Below are 14,006 nucleotides of genomic sequence, written 5' to 3' on the forward strand. Positions count from 1 at the left end.
CAATTACCTCATGAAATACTGACGAACTGGGTAAGCAGCAGCCCTCTGCCCATATCAGTGGCCGCTGGCCAGTATCGACAGCAGCGACTGGTGACAATGTCATTTCATCGGTAGCTGTTCTGGAATGGGACCAATAGTTACAATATAGAGAATAGATATTGAAGTTCTGTTTTTCTGTACCGTATATGCACCATATAATAAAATATTTGCACGTATCCGGTTTAACTTATTGTCTTCAATACACTATCCAGCCGACTGTATCCCACTAGCCAATATGAACAGAAGTCTATTATAATCCGGTATTTTGCTACGTATTGTTAGCATGAGTTCTGATAACTCTACGAACGTCGGCGGAAGTGCGAGCAGAAGAAAATTTATTAAATTGGGAAGCGTGACGGCGATCGGCGGACTGGCGGGCTGTCTCGGTGACGAAGAGACCGACGAACCGACGGAGAGCAATCCCCTCGAAGTCGAGTTCTTTGGCGGTGTGTTTCAGGAAGTACTCGATGAACATCTCATCGAACCGTTCCGAGAGGATACTGGGATTCCGGTCGAGAGCAGCGCCGGAACGAGTGCTGGGGAGCCGTTGCAGCTCCAACAAGCGGTGCAGGCTGGAGAGGCACCGATCGATCTGGTCGCTGCATCACCAGTCAACCGGATCCGCGGCGAACGTCTGGGCAACTGGTATACGTACGAGGAATCGGACCTGCCGAACATCGACAATGCGGTCGACGATCTGGTCTCGTACGATCAAGAGTCCGGCGCGGTATCGGGCGTCGGTGCGTACGGCTGGTTTGGAACGATCGTCTCCCAGACCGATCTGCTGGATGAGGAAGTGACCAGCTGGGAAGCCCTCTGGGAGCAGGACCACACGTGGGCGCTGAGTGAGTCCTCCCAGACGACGTTGCTCGATATCACCGCCGAAGTATTCTTCGATGGGGCCGAAACCCTGGACACGGAAGATGGCCTCGTCGAGGTGATGGAGAAAATCCAGGAAGTAACCGACAATGTCGGTGTCTGGTACGACGGCGAGGCGGAAGCCCAGCAGGCGTTGCTCGACGAGAACGTCGAGGTCGCCTCCCTGTTTCACGACGTGACGCTCGTGATGGAAGACGACGGCGCACCAGTCTCGACGAACTTCCCCGAGGAGGGGGCGGTCCAGAACGACGCGAACTGGGTGATTCTCGAATCGACGGACTTCCCCGAGGAAGCGCTCGAGTTCGTCAACTACACGCTCCGCCCCGAAGTGCAACAGAACATCTCCGAGAACCTGTTTACCTACCCGACGGTCCGGGACGAGCTCCTCGACATGGACGAGGAGCTACAGGATCGGATCTTCGGCCCCGGCGTCGATGCGGCGATCCGGCCGAACCACCAGACGAAAATCGACAACGAGGAGTTCCTCGACGAGACCTGGAGGGAAATGGTTCTATGAGTGCGGGCGCGCATCTCAGTCTAAAAGGGCTGACCAAGATCTACGATGGTCGGGTACGAGCAGTCGATGGTGTCGAGCTCGATGTGCAAGACGGCGAGTTCGTCACACTCGTGGGGCCAAGTGGCTGTGGAAAATCTACCACACTGCGGATGATCGCGGGCTTTATTGATCCGACAGCCGGTTCGATCGAGATGAACGGGCAGGATATCACCGCATTGCCGCCGAACAAGCGCGATATCGGCATGGTGTTCCAGTCGATCGCGCTGTTCCCGCACATGACTGTCGCGGAGAACATCTCCTACGGGATGAAAGTCGCCAACGAGAGCTTCAGCCGGTCGGAGATGGACGAGCGCGTCGAGGAAATGCTGGAACTAATCGAGATGCCCGAAACTGCGGATCGGTATCCAGAACAGCTTTCGGGGGGACAACAACAGCGGATCGGCCTCGCTCGGTCGCTTGCGTTGCGCCCCGAGATCCTGTTACTCGACGAGCCGCTGTCGGCGCTGGACGAAAAGCTCCGAGAGCAGATGCAGACCGAGCTCACGAAGATCCAGCAAGAGCTCGGCGTTACGACGGTGTTCGTAACGCATAATCAGGAAGAGGCGATGACGATGTCCGATCGTATCGTCATCATGGACGACGGACACTTCGCACAGATCGGCAGTCCCGAGGAGGTGTACAATAACCCCCAGTCTACGTTCGTTGCTGACTTCATGGGAAAGTCCAATCTCTTTCCTGGCACGGTATCCGAGCGCGGTTCGAGGCAGTCGACAGTTCGAACCGACGCCGGCGAATTCGTCGTCGAGGACACATCGTTTGCCACGGAGACGTCCGTGCAGCTACTGGTCCGACCTGAGGACTTCAGAATGTCGACGACGTCCGCCCCCGACTCCAAGAACATGATCTCCGGAACGATAGAGATCACTCATCTGCTCGGGTCAGTCGCCAGATACCACGTCAGCTCCGAGCAGGCCGGGCAGTTGATCGTTGAGGACCAGTCCGGTGGGCAGTCGGTCACCGAAGGACAACAGGTGCAGCTGTCGGTCGATCCCGCCGACTGTTTCGTCATCCCTGATCCCGAACCTGCGATAGAAACTAACGTATCCGAACCAGCGAAGGGGGTCTACAGTAGTGAGTAGTAAAACGGCCGGGATCGGCGATCGGTTCCGCGATCTGACGCCCAGCCGGGTCAAAGACAACCTCGGCTACGTGCTGGTCGGGATCCCAGTGGCACTACTCGTGATCTTCTTCCTCGTCCCGACATTGTACCTGTTCGCGACGACGTTTTTCCCACGAGAAGTGTCGGGATACTACAGTTTCGGGTTCACCCTCGAACACTACGCCCGCCTGTTCGACTCGCCGATCTATCGGCAGTACCTGATGACGACGCTCGAACTTGCAGCCGTAACGACCGTCATCAGCGTGGTTCTCGGCTACCCGATCGCGTACTGGATCGCCCGTGTCGACTCACCAGCGATGAAGCGGGGGCTTCTCCTGATGATCGTGGCTACGATGTGGATCACGGTTATCATCCGTGCGTACGCAGTACAGGTCGTTCTGGCTGGCAACGGCGTGTTGAACAACCTGCTGATCGATCTTCGGTTGATTAGCGAACCGCTGACCAGCAGCACCGGCTACCTGTCCACGATTGTCGGGATGGTGTACGGATTCCTCCCGTTCGCAGTGCTGACGATCTACACCAGTATTGCGAATATCAATCCGAAACTGGAAGAGGCATCACGAAACCTCGGCGCATCCAAACTCCAGACCATCCGGTACGTCGTCTTGCCGCTCTCTAAAAACGGTGTTGCGGGGGCAACGGCGCTCGTGTTCATCCTCGCGATCGGATCCTACGTCGTTCCGATGCTCCTCGGTAACCCGTCCGAGTGGACCCTCCCGGTGATCATCACCGAACAGGTAAACGAACAGATGAACGTTCCGTTCGGCGCTGTGCTCTCGGTCGTACTGACGGCGCTCACGGTGTTTTTCTTCGTGCTCGCCGTGAAAGTGTTCGGTCTCGGCTCGGACGAACTGGTTGGCGATACTCCAGAAGGTGAGACCGATGGCTAGCAGTCACTCCCCGGAATCGAACACCGGTGCCGGGCTGTCAATCCCGTGGGGCTCGATCGGGGCACTGCTGGCGAACCTGTACATCACGATCATGATCCTGGCACTTGCCATACCGCTGGTGATCATCGTGGCAGTCTCAGTCACTGCCGGTGATTTTCTGGAGTTCCCGCCACAGGGGTTCTCGTTGCAGTACTACAGCGAGATCCTGCAAAGTGCGAACTGGCTGAGTGCGATCCAACTATCGGTAACTGTTGCGATCGGGTCGTCGATTCTGGCGACGACACTCGGCGGTGCGCTCGCGTTCGGACTCAACCGGTACGAGATTCGCTACTCGAAATCAATCTGGGGGCTGGCTGTGCTCCCGATCCTGGTGCCACCGGTCATCATCGCCGTCGGACTCATGTCGTTTTTCCTCGTCATCGGTATCTGGGGAAGTCCGCTGGCGATCATTCTTGCACACGGGATCGTCTTTGCGCCGTTTCCGTTTATTATGATCAGCTCCGGGCTCGACGAGATCGACAGTTCGGTCGAGGAAGCAGCGAGAATTCTCGGCGCGAGTCGTTCACAGACGATTCGGACGATTACGGTGCCGCTAATCGCATCGAACGTCGTCATCGGACTGTTGTTCGTCTTCATCATCTCGCTCAACGAATACCTGATTGCGCTGTTTGTGAGTGGGCCGGGGACGGAAACGGTGCCAATCCTGATTTTCTCGATGCTTCGGTACGGCTACGATCCGACGATCGCGGCGATCAGCGTGATCTACATGGTGGTAACGATCGGTGTGATTCTGATTATCGACTTCAAGCTTGATGGGCAACTCTGGTAAGATGGGGCAATACAAACAAATCGACGACGACGGCGCGGAAACGATCTATGAGTACATGCAGTACGGGTTCAGGCCAGAGAACGGCCCCGTGGAGTTTGATCCGGACGATATCCGGAAACCGATCGGGGACCGTCGTGGTCTGTACGTCGACGGTGAGGAAGAGCCGGTTGCAATCTGCCGACACTACTGGTTCGATGTCTCTGTCCGCGGGCAGACTCATCCCGGAGCGGGGCTGACCTCGGTCATCACACCGCCTGAACACCGCAGAAACGGCTACGTCTCCGACATTCTCGCGGCGACACTCACTGAGTACGAGGAACGAGACCGTCACTTCTCGATCCTCCGTCCCTTCGATTACGGCTTCTATCGGTCGTTCGGCTGGGATACGGCAAACGAGGTCCGGAACTACGCGTGTCCGGTCGAGACGCTCGCGTTTGCCGCCGAGACCCTGGGGGCTGCTGGTGAGTATCGACAACTCGCGCTCGATTCGTTCGACACCGTTGCTCCGGTGTACGAGTCGTTCTCGGACAACTACTCGCTGACTATCGAACGGGATGCCGAGTGGTGGCGTCATCGTGTCTGCTACAGTCGAGAGAACGACCCGTACGTCTATGCGTGGTTCAAGGACGGCGAACCGCGCGCGTATCTCGTGTTTCGCTTCACCGGTGACTACCACAGTCGCACGATGAAAGTCAGGGAGTTCGCCTACACTGACCAGGAGGCGCTGAACGCCGTGCTTGCCTTCTGTTACAACCACGATTCGCAGGGCGACACGGTCGAGTTCCACGCGGCGGACGATTCCGTGTTTCGGGATCTCCTCACGTCCCCCGACGACGTCGAGTGTACGCTCAGTACGGGGCCGATGGTTCGGGTCGTCGATGTCGAATCGACGTTGTCGGCACTCTCGTATCCCGCGGTTGAGGACGAGATCGTCCTGTCAGTCAGCGACGATGTCGCCGACTGGAACGATGGGAGATTTCGCCTGTCAGTGAGCGACGCTACTGGCCGTTGTGAGCCGACCGTCGCGGACCCGACTGCACGGCTCGATATCGCCGCGCTCTCCCAGCTCGCCGTGGGACATCGCTCGGCGACCGCCCTCGCCCGGGCCGGGCGGCTGGATGCCACTGGAAACGCCATCGAAACGCTCGATCGGCTGTTCCCCGCTACACCGGTGTACATTCGTGATCGGTTCTGACCCTGATTTCGGCGTCACGAACCACGGGTCCCCGTTCCGAGTGTCACTATGAGCGAGAACGACGAGGGAGCAGTGACAGAGCGATCCTCGTGGTTCATCATTTTTTCGCTGCTCGTTTCGACGTTCTTCTCGGGCTTTGGCGGCGGCGTCGTGTTCCCCATCTTTCCGGCACTCGGAACGATCCTCGGGATCTCGCCGTTTCTGGTCGGGGTCATACTGAGTGCAAACCGCTTTTCACGCCTCATCTGTAGTGCACCGGCGGGAGCCATCGTCGATCGGTTCGGGGCGCGCACCCCGTACGTCCTCGGTCTGGGAATCCAGGCCATCGCGACGTTTGGATACATCGTCGCACTGTACGTGCCGCTCCCGGAGGCGTGGTTCCTCGGCTCGCGGATCGTCCTCGGGGCCGCCAGTGCACTCACGTTCGCGACCTCCTACACGATCGCAGCAAACGTCAGCGTCGGGGACTCCCGGGGGATGAAAATGGGGCTCATTCGCGGCGGCAGTATCCTCGGCTTCCCGACCGGACTGCTGGTCGGCGGCGTCGTCAGTGATCTCATCGGCATGTCGGCGGCGTTTTTCGTGGCGGCTGTCTTTGCCGTCATCGCCACCGGCCTTGCGTACTGGACGATTCCCGAAACGCACGTCGAGGACGGGACGAGCCGATCGGTCAAGCCGTGGGACATCGACACGAGCATCCCGACGCTGACGCTTGGCCTGGTGAACTTCGGCATCTGGTTTGCGTATATGGGTGTCCTGTTCGCGTCGCTCGTGCTCTTCCTCGAGGCGACCGGTATCGGAGCGCTCGGGTTCGACGCGCAGGGCTCGTCGGGGATCTTCATGGCCCTGACCGTGTTGTCGGCTGCCGTGTCGATGTTGATCGGTGGGAAAACGAGCGATACGTGGGACTCGCGGGTACCCGTCATGCTCGTGTTTCTGAGTCTCCTGACGGTCGGATTCGTGCTGTTACCGTGGGCGGAGTCGGCACGTCAGCTCGCTCCGGTGTGTGTAGTTATCGGCACAGGCATGGGTGGGACACTCGGCCCCTACATGGCGTTGCTTGCGGATCTCACCCCGGAAGAACGGATGGGACGAGCGAGTGGGACGACCAACGTGTTTAGCGATATCGGAGGTGGGCTCGGCCCGATCATTGCGTTACCGTTGATCGATAGTATTGGATTCGTGCCGGTATACACCGTTTCTGCAGGGTTCCCGCTGTTTGCTGGCGTCGCACTGGTCGTGGGGCTCTACGTCTCGACAGGCAAACTGTTCCCGAAAACCGGCGGCACTGACAGCACGGCAGAGGTTGCGGACTAACCGGCCGATTCCGAGTATCCTTGCTTCGGAATACGACAGCCACCGGAATACCGAGTTATGAGAACATATTTGTCCATATCTAGAGAATATCGCAAAAAATGTCGAGAACAATATCGTATATGTTTGCACGAACGTTTGTATAATTGTGGCAAAATCAGAGCAAACAACCAGGTTCGCGGACAGGAATAGACCAGGATACTCGGGCGTCAAGACCTTTTTCGGGGGCGACAGCGTGGAGCCGGAGGAGCTAGACGGGACTGTCGATGTCGCGGCGTACGGCGTTCCCTACGATGGTGCCGTAACGAACAAACCGGGCACACGGTACGGACCCGAGGCCGTGCGAACGGCGACGAACCGCTATTCGCGCGTCTTCGACTCCGATAAGAAGCGATACAGTATCGCAACCGATCGAACAGCCTCCTACGATGGGGTGACGGTCAGGGACTGTGGGGACGCGCCTGTTACGCCAAACAGTACCGAGGAGACGTACGAATCGGTCGTCGAGTATGCCGAGACGATCGCGGCAGAGGCGATGCCCGTGATGATCGGTGGGGATCACTATCTCACGTATCCTGCCTTCGTCGGGTACGCTAACGCGGTCGAGGACGATATCGGCATCATCCATCTGGATGCCCACGAAGATATCGGATCGAGCGACCTCTACGGAGAGCACTATCATGGCTCGCCGATGAGTCGTATCGCAGACACGGAATACGGTGGTCTCGAGAACCACGCGATGGTCGGGATCCGGGGACACAGTCGGATGGAAGTTCTCGATGCCATCGAGGAAGAGGGCCTCCACATCGAATACGCCAAAGACGTCCACGAGAAGGGAATCGAAGCCTGCATCGAGAATGCTATCGAACACGCGACGGACGGTGTCGATCACGTCTACCTGACGATGGATATCGACGTCGTCGATCCGTCGTACGCACCGGGAACCGGGACGCCAGCTCCCGGCGGGATCACCAGTAACGACCTCCTCCGCGCGGCCGACCGACTCGGTGAGTGCGACGCGATCGGTGCCGTCGATCTCGTGGAGGTGCTTCCGACCGAGGACCCGGCTGGAACGACCTCGCTGGTCGGAGCGAACGCGCTATCACGGTTCTTCGAGTCGTACTTCTACGAGGAGTGACCGCTCTCTCCCCCGTCTGCTCATGGCGTCGGCGCTCGTCAAGGAAGAGACAGTAGCGCCTCGGTTCCGGTGATCGACAATTTGGTCCGCGGCACGGCTGACAGCACCGGCGTTCTGAGGAACGTTCAGCAACGGCGAGTAAATAATTTTGCAAACCGTGATCAGAATACCGAACCGCTGACCGATCGTATCTAACTATGCCTATTAGTACCTAATGCTTTGCCTTGCTGCAAGTATTATTTGAACTATGTTCATTAACTCTATGCGGCGGTAGTTGGTAGTATGGCCAGAGCTGAGCCAGAAGAGAAGTTCAGAGATCGTGATAGTCCGGGCTACTCCGGTGTCAAAACGTTTCTGGGGGCCGATACCGCCGAACCAGAGGAGATAGACGACAGTGTCGACGCGGCAGTGTACGGTGTCCCCTACGATGGAGCAGTATCGAACAAGCCCGGAACCCGGTACGGCCCGGAGGCGCTCCGCGCGGCAACTGCCCGTCGGGGATCCTACACCTTCGAGTCCGACAGGGAATCCTACAACATCGCGACGGATCGAAGTGCGGCCTACGACGAGATCACGTTTCGTGACTGTGGCGACGCGCCGGTCGTTCCGAACGATATCGAGGCTACCTACGAGTCCGTCGTCGAGTTTTCCGAAACCGTGTCTGAACAGACGATGCCGATCATGATCGGCGGCGATCATTATCTCACGTACCCGGCGTTCGTCGGCTACGCCAACGCCGTCGAGGACGATGTCGGCCTGATCCATCTCGATGCTCACACGGACACCTGGGGGGAGAGCGACCTCTACGGCGAACACTACCACGGCTCGCCGATGGCCCGGATCGACGAGACGGAGTACGGCGGCTACGAAAACCACGCGATGGTCGGGATCCGGGGCCATGCTGACATGGAGTTCCTCGATATCGTCGACGACGAGGGACTGTACGTGGACTTCGCGAGAGATGTCCACGAGAAGGGGATCGAAGCGTGTATCGAAGGGGCAATCGAGCACGCGACCGACGGTGTCGATCAGGTGTATCTGACGATGGACATCGACGTCGTTGATCCGTCGTTCGCACCCGGAACCGGAACACCATCGCCCGGCGGGATCACCAGTAACGACTTCCTCCGGGCTGCGGACCTGCTCGGCGAGTGCGACGCGATCGGTGCCGTCGATCTCGTGGAAGTGCTGCCGACGGAGGATCCTGCCGGAACGACCTCACTGGTGGGTGCGACCGCTCTCACGCGATTCCTGGAATCGTACTTCTACGAGGACACCCAGTAGTGAACGGCCGGTCGTAGAGCCGGGAAACAGGAAAAAAGCCGAGTCCAATTATAATTCCCGTGGTGACGAAGCGTTCTGGGTCTCAAGCAGTCAGTCCCGAGGCGAAACTCCACGCGAGATCACATGGATTCGTAGAACTTCGCTTCGAGCAACCGGCTCACCGCGTTCGATCCGAGAAGTGAGGTCGTGTTGCCGGTGTCCAGTCGTGGTGCGACCTCGACCAGATCGGCAGCACCGATGGCATCACACGCGCCAAGCCGGTCGACAGCGCGCAGGAACTGGTTACTGGTCAATCCGCCGTGTTCCGGGGTGCCAGTGCCCGGTGCAAAGCCGGGATCGACGACATCGATGTCCATCGTCAGGTAGACGTGATCCACGTTCTCGGTGACGTGGTCGATCGCACCCTGTACGCTCGCCTCGATCCCTTTGTCGTGAACGTCGCTCGCGTAGTCAACGTAGAGGTCGCGCTCCTCGAGAATATCGAGAAACGAGGGGCGTGAGTGGCCACGGATACCGATCATGGCGTGGTTGTCGTAGCTGCCATACTCCGACTCGTCGATCCGAGCCATCGGCGAGCCGTGGTAGTGTTTTCCATAGAGATCACTGTCATCAGACGTATCCGAGTGAGCATCGAGATGGATCAGGCCAACGTCGTCCTCGACAGTGTTCGCGTAACCGACGAACGCCGGATACGTGAGATAATGATCGCCGCCGAGCATCACCGGCATCGTCTTCGCAGCGACTGACTCCATGTACTCCGTCACCTTCTCGGCGGTCGCTTCGATGTCGTTTGGGACGACTGGCGCGTCGCCGCAATCTCTGAGCGTCACGTCGCTGTAGTTGGCCGTCCGCTCGGTGGGGAGCGATACCGATTCCCTGTCCGAGTGAAACCGACGGCCCTGCCAGGCGCTCGATTTGCGCAAGGCCGACGGTCCGTGACGAGCGCCGGGTTCGCGGGTGACGCCACCATCGAAAGGGATGCCGACGAACCCAACGTCGACGTCCGCCGTCAGTTCCGATGGTTCACACGCTGGCGCTCTAAGGAACGTGTGTATGCCGCCGTAGCTCGTCGGATACGAATCCGAGGTCGTCTCGTCGTCTTCCGCGTCGGTGGGCTGTTGTTCTGCGTCCGATCCGGAGTTCGTTGCCATGTCGGACTGGATTGGACACAGCGGTATAAGATCGCGGTATAATGTCTTCATATTCTACAATTACCACACAATTACTGTACATTGTCCGATTTCACAGGCTACTAATTCACGATATCGAGTAGCCGCCGTCAGCCGTCAGCGCGTGTCCGGTGACAAAGGAGGACTCCTCGCTGGCCAGAAAGACGACGCAGTCCGCGATCTCTTCGGCTTCGCCCAGTCGCTGGAGCGGGTAGTCCCGTATCATCTCCTCGCGGGCGGCTTCGGGATCGCTTCGGCCAGCGAAGTACGCGTCGGTGAGTTGCGTATCAATAAAGCCCGGACAGATCGCGTTCGCCCGGACGCCGTCTGGTCCGGCTTCGGCCGCGGTCGCCCGGGTGAAGTTGATGACAGCAGCCTTCGTCAGGGCGTACACCGACTGGTAGGGAAAGCCAAGTTGCCCGGCCAGCGAGGCCATGTTGACGATCGTTCCGCCCCCCTGTTCTCGCATGATCGGCAGGGCTGCGTGTGTCCCGTTCCACGGCCCCTTGAGATTGACGTCGATCACGTAATCGAGCACGGACTCGTCGACGTCCTCGATCCTGCCCGGCGGCTGGCCGATCCCGGCGTTGTTGACCAGTACGTCGAGCCCGTGTGTCTCCGCGACCTCCTCGACTGCCGCCCGGAACGCGTCGGCGTCGGTCACGTCGAACTCGTACTCGTCGGCGGTCCCGCCCGCCTCGCGGATCTCGTCGGCAGTCTCGGCGGCGGCGTCGCCGTCCACGTCCGTCGAGATCACCGTCGCACCCTCCTCGGCACAGCGGAGCGCGCTCGCGCGGCCGATTCCCGAGCCCGATCCCGTGATAAGAACTGTCTTGTTATCGAGTCGCATACTCGTGGGACGGTCCCCGGGATTATGTACGCTACGCCTCAAAGGACGTAGCATTCAGCGTGGAATTCCGTGCTAACTACTGAGGCGGCAGGTGAATACTCGCCATTCACAAGCCGATGTTTCAATCGAGTCGCGGTGTGGCGCATCGCGAGTTCCGGTGTGGAAGACCGACGCAATCGGAGAGATCGGCCCTAGAATTGAGAATATATATTCTCCTGTGGAAACAAGGTTCACTGTGGACACCACCAGACGGCGAAGAGTACGAATTGTCCTCTTGTGTGCCCTGACGGTCACTCTGGGGAGCGGCATCCTCTTTGTCGGTGGTGGGGTCGAAATCACAACCTTCGCGGTTGAATCCGATGAACGTGCGGCCGCTGACCAGCTGTCTGAATCCTTCGACACCGGGGAGCAACAGATCACACAGGTCGTTATCACCTCCGACCAGAACGACACTGCCTCGACGGCAGCGCTTGAAGAAACACTCACGCTCCAGCAAGCGATCAGGGATGACGAAACAATCAACGGGACGCTCGACGGACCACAACCGACGGTCGGTGTCGCAAACGGTGTCGCGGTCGCGTCCGATCCGCGGATCGCCTTTGCCGAAGAGATTACAATAGCGGACAAAGCAAGTGCACTGGACGGGCGAACCGACGAACAGACGGCGGCAGCGCTCTCGGTTGCCCTTCGTGACGACGAGATGACTCCCGAGGGACAGCCCCCGGTGTCCGCGCTGCTGCCGGAGAACTATGCTCACGGTGAGGAACCGGCATCCGCACAGTTGCTGATCGTCGTCCACGACGAGGACGCCACCGACGACGAGCTACTGGATGCCCAACAGCAGATCGAGTCGCTCGCCGACGATCGGCTGGAGCGGACAGACTCGTTCGTCTTCGGCGAAGCGTTACTCTTCGAGCGCGGTGGACAGGCGACGGCCGAAAGTTTCGCTGTGGTCGGCCCACTGATCGTGCTGGTCGTCCTGACGATGCTGGTTGTCGCATACCGTGATCCACTGGACGTGCTACTGGCATCCGTCGGGATCGGCGTCGTCCTCGTCTGGCTCGCGGGAATACTCGGCTGGCTCGGCCGTCCGTTCAACCAGTTGCTCATCGCTGTGCCGTGTCTACTGGTCGGACTCGGAATCGATTACTACCTCCACGTCGTGATGCGGTACCGCGAAACCCGGGGAGATGATCCATCCTTCCGGCCAGCAGCAGCCATGTCGATCGCACTCGCCGGGGTGCTCGTTGCGATCGGGACGACGACGGTCACGACTGCAGCCGGCTTTCTCACTGGACTCGTGAGCCCGATCGAGATCCTGCGGGAGTTCGGTCTGGTCGCCAGCCTTGGCATCGTGTCGGCGTTTGTCGTCTTCGGCTACCTGATCCCGGCGCTCAGAGTCGAGATCGACGAACTGCTCCACCAGCGAGAACGACAGTCGGATCGGGCTCCGCCAACGGTTGGTTCTCTGGGTATCGTTGCGCGACCGCTGGATCAGTGCGCCCGACTCGTCGCACGCGCACCACTGGCGGTCCTCGTCCTCGCGTTCCTGTTCACGGTCGGTGGGGCAATGGGCGCAACAGCAGTAGATACCTCCACCGAGCGAAGCGACTTCTTCCCCGAGGAACGGTCCGGCTGGATGGAGCAGTTACCGGCGGAGATTCGCCCGGATGCGTACGGTCTCAGAGAGCAAGCGACGTTTCTCGAGGAGACGTTCCCGCGCCACACTGACCGGACCGTCGAGGTATGGATCGAGGGGGACGTGACGGACGACTCCGTCACTCAAGCGCTGCAGGCGGCGGAGACGAACGCGTCGGCGATGGACACCACGGGGACGCCGGTCGACGGCGGGGGCCCGGTCGAGAGCCCGCTCGGGACGATCGAGGACGTGGCGGCAGAGAACGAAACGGTCGCGGAGCTCGTCGACGAGCACGATACGACCGGCGACGGCGTCCCCGATGAGGACCTCGCGACCGTCTTCGACGCGGTCTATGAGGCAGATCGCGATGCCGCGGCGGCGACGATCAACCGGACCGACGGCGGTGCCTACGAGGCGGTTAGACTCTCGGTCGTCGTCGACGAGTCGGCCGATGACTCGGCTATCCGAAGCGATGCGGTGGCGATCACGGACGCGGTCGAGACGCATCCGGAACTGACCGCCGTCGTAACCGGCGAACCGATTCTCGACGATGTCCAGGAGCGGGCGGTGCTCGAAACTGTCTTGCTGACGTTTCTGCTCGCGCTCGCCGTCATCGGAGCGTTGTTGACAGTCGTCTTCCGATCCCGACACCGGTCGTGGCTTCTCGGGGCGATAACGGTCGCACCAGTGGTCGCTGCGATCGCGTGGCTGATAGGGACGATGGCTGCGCTCTCGTTGCCGTACAACGCCGAGACAGCACTGATCACCGCGATCGCAGTCGGACTCGGCACGGACTACACCGTTCACCTGACCGAGCGATTCCTCGCCGAACGCGAGCGGGCAGGACTGCGCGACGCGCTGGAGGTAACACTCCGCGAGACGGGTGGGGCGGTCCTCGCCAGCGCGATCACGACCGCCGTCGGGTTCGGACTCCTCGCGCTGACCCTGGTGCCATCGCTCCAGCGCTTTGGCATCGTCACTGCAATCGTGGTTGCCTACGCGTTCCTCGCGAGTGTACTGGTGTTACCGAGTCTGCTCGTCGTGTGGGACCGGACCAGAAGAAAGTAGAACGCGAGTAGATCG

11 protein-coding genes are annotated in these 14,006 nt (G+C 59.7%); 9 read left to right on the plus strand and 2 right to left on the minus strand.

The window, feature by feature from the left end:
* The first annotated feature begins 391 nt into the window (after positions 1-391).
* From AArcSt11_RS07035 to AArcSt11_RS07070, 8 genes are all read left to right on the plus strand, one after another.
* Positions 392-1,435: an ABC transporter substrate-binding protein gene (locus AArcSt11_RS07035; RefSeq protein ID WP_250595815.1), complete on the plus strand. Its 1,044-nt coding sequence runs from the start codon at positions 392-394 to the stop codon at positions 1,433-1,435.
* Positions 1,432-2,574: an ABC transporter ATP-binding protein gene (locus AArcSt11_RS07040; protein ID WP_250595817.1), complete on the plus strand. Its 1,143-nt coding sequence runs from the start codon at positions 1,432-1,434 to the stop codon at positions 2,572-2,574. Before AArcSt11_RS07035 ends, AArcSt11_RS07040 begins: the two co-directional genes overlap by 4 nt.
* The gene (locus AArcSt11_RS16880) at positions 2,567-3,505 is read left to right on the plus strand and encodes an ABC transporter permease (protein WP_250595819.1); all 939 of its coding nucleotides are present in this window, start codon (positions 2,567-2,569) and stop codon (positions 3,503-3,505) included. The genes AArcSt11_RS07040 and AArcSt11_RS16880 overlap by 8 nt, the downstream gene beginning before the upstream one ends.
* Positions 3,498-4,334: an ABC transporter permease gene (locus AArcSt11_RS07050; RefSeq protein WP_250595821.1), complete on the plus strand. Its 837-nt coding sequence runs from the start codon at positions 3,498-3,500 to the stop codon at positions 4,332-4,334. Before AArcSt11_RS16880 ends, AArcSt11_RS07050 begins: the two co-directional genes overlap by 8 nt.
* Positions 4,318-5,529: a GNAT family N-acetyltransferase gene (locus AArcSt11_RS07055; RefSeq protein WP_250595823.1), complete on the plus strand. Its 1,212-nt coding sequence runs from the start codon at positions 4,318-4,320 to the stop codon at positions 5,527-5,529. Before AArcSt11_RS07050 ends, AArcSt11_RS07055 begins: the two co-directional genes overlap by 17 nt.
* Positions 5,530-5,577: 48 nt before the next feature.
* On the plus strand, positions 5,578-6,846 hold the full coding sequence (locus tag AArcSt11_RS07060; protein ID WP_250595825.1) for an MFS transporter: 1,269 nt from the start codon (positions 5,578-5,580) through the stop codon (positions 6,844-6,846).
* 232 nt (positions 6,847-7,078) lie between these two features.
* Positions 7,079-7,981, plus strand: coding sequence for an agmatinase family protein (locus AArcSt11_RS07065; RefSeq protein WP_250595827.1), 903 nt, complete (start codon positions 7,079-7,081; stop codon positions 7,979-7,981).
* Positions 7,982-8,263: 282 nt separating this feature from the next.
* A complete protein-coding gene (locus AArcSt11_RS07070) occupies positions 8,264-9,265 on the plus strand; it encodes an agmatinase family protein (protein ID WP_250595830.1) in 1,002 nt (333 codons plus the stop codon).
* A gap of 119 nt (positions 9,266-9,384) precedes the next feature.
* On the opposite strand, the gene AArcSt11_RS07075 is transcribed toward AArcSt11_RS07070, so the two are convergent.
* Both AArcSt11_RS07075 and AArcSt11_RS07080 read right to left on the minus strand, forming a co-directional pair.
* Positions 9,385-10,416 carry an agmatinase family protein gene (locus tag AArcSt11_RS07075; protein ID WP_250595832.1) on the minus strand — a complete coding sequence of 344 codons (1,032 nt, stop codon included), beginning with the start codon at positions 10,414-10,416 and terminating at the stop codon, positions 9,385-9,387.
* A 106-nt stretch (positions 10,417-10,522) separates the two neighbouring features.
* Positions 10,523-11,284 (minus strand): SDR family NAD(P)-dependent oxidoreductase, encoded by a 762-nt coding sequence (locus AArcSt11_RS07080; protein ID WP_250595834.1) that lies wholly within the window; start codon positions 11,282-11,284, stop codon positions 10,523-10,525.
* 235 nt (positions 11,285-11,519) lie between these two features.
* Here AArcSt11_RS07080 and AArcSt11_RS07085 point away from each other — a divergent pair, with 235 nt between their 5' ends.
* Positions 11,520-13,991, plus strand: a complete 2,472-nt coding sequence (locus AArcSt11_RS07085) for an efflux RND transporter permease subunit (protein ID WP_238478896.1) — start codon at positions 11,520-11,522, stop codon at positions 13,989-13,991.
* Positions 13,992-14,006: the final 15 nt, after the last annotated feature.

The organism is Natranaeroarchaeum aerophilus (assembly GCF_023638055.1).
GTDB lineage: Archaea > Halobacteriota > Halobacteria > Halobacteriales > Natronoarchaeaceae > Natranaeroarchaeum > Natranaeroarchaeum aerophilum.

Coding starts and splice junctions, on each gene's coding strand:
- AArcSt11_RS07040 (WP_250595817.1), top strand. CDS start 1,432: ATGAGTGCGGGCGCGCATCTCAGTCTAAAAGGGCTGACCAAGATCTAC.
- AArcSt11_RS07050 (WP_250595821.1), top strand. CDS start 3,498: ATGGCTAGCAGTCACTCCCCGGAATCGAACACCGGTGCCGGGCTGTCA.
- AArcSt11_RS07055 (WP_250595823.1), top strand. CDS start 4,318: ATGGGCAACTCTGGTAAGATGGGGCAATACAAACAAATCGACGACGAC.
- AArcSt11_RS07060 (WP_250595825.1), top strand. CDS start 5,578: ATGAGCGAGAACGACGAGGGAGCAGTGACAGAGCGATCCTCGTGGTTC.
- AArcSt11_RS07070 (WP_250595830.1), top strand. CDS start 8,264: ATGGCCAGAGCTGAGCCAGAAGAGAAGTTCAGAGATCGTGATAGTCCG.
- AArcSt11_RS07075 (WP_250595832.1), bottom strand. CDS start 10,416: ATGGCAACGAACTCCGGATCGGACGCAGAACAACAGCCCACCGACGCG.
- AArcSt11_RS07080 (WP_250595834.1), bottom strand. CDS start 11,284: ATGCGACTCGATAACAAGACAGTTCTTATCACGGGATCGGGCTCGGGA.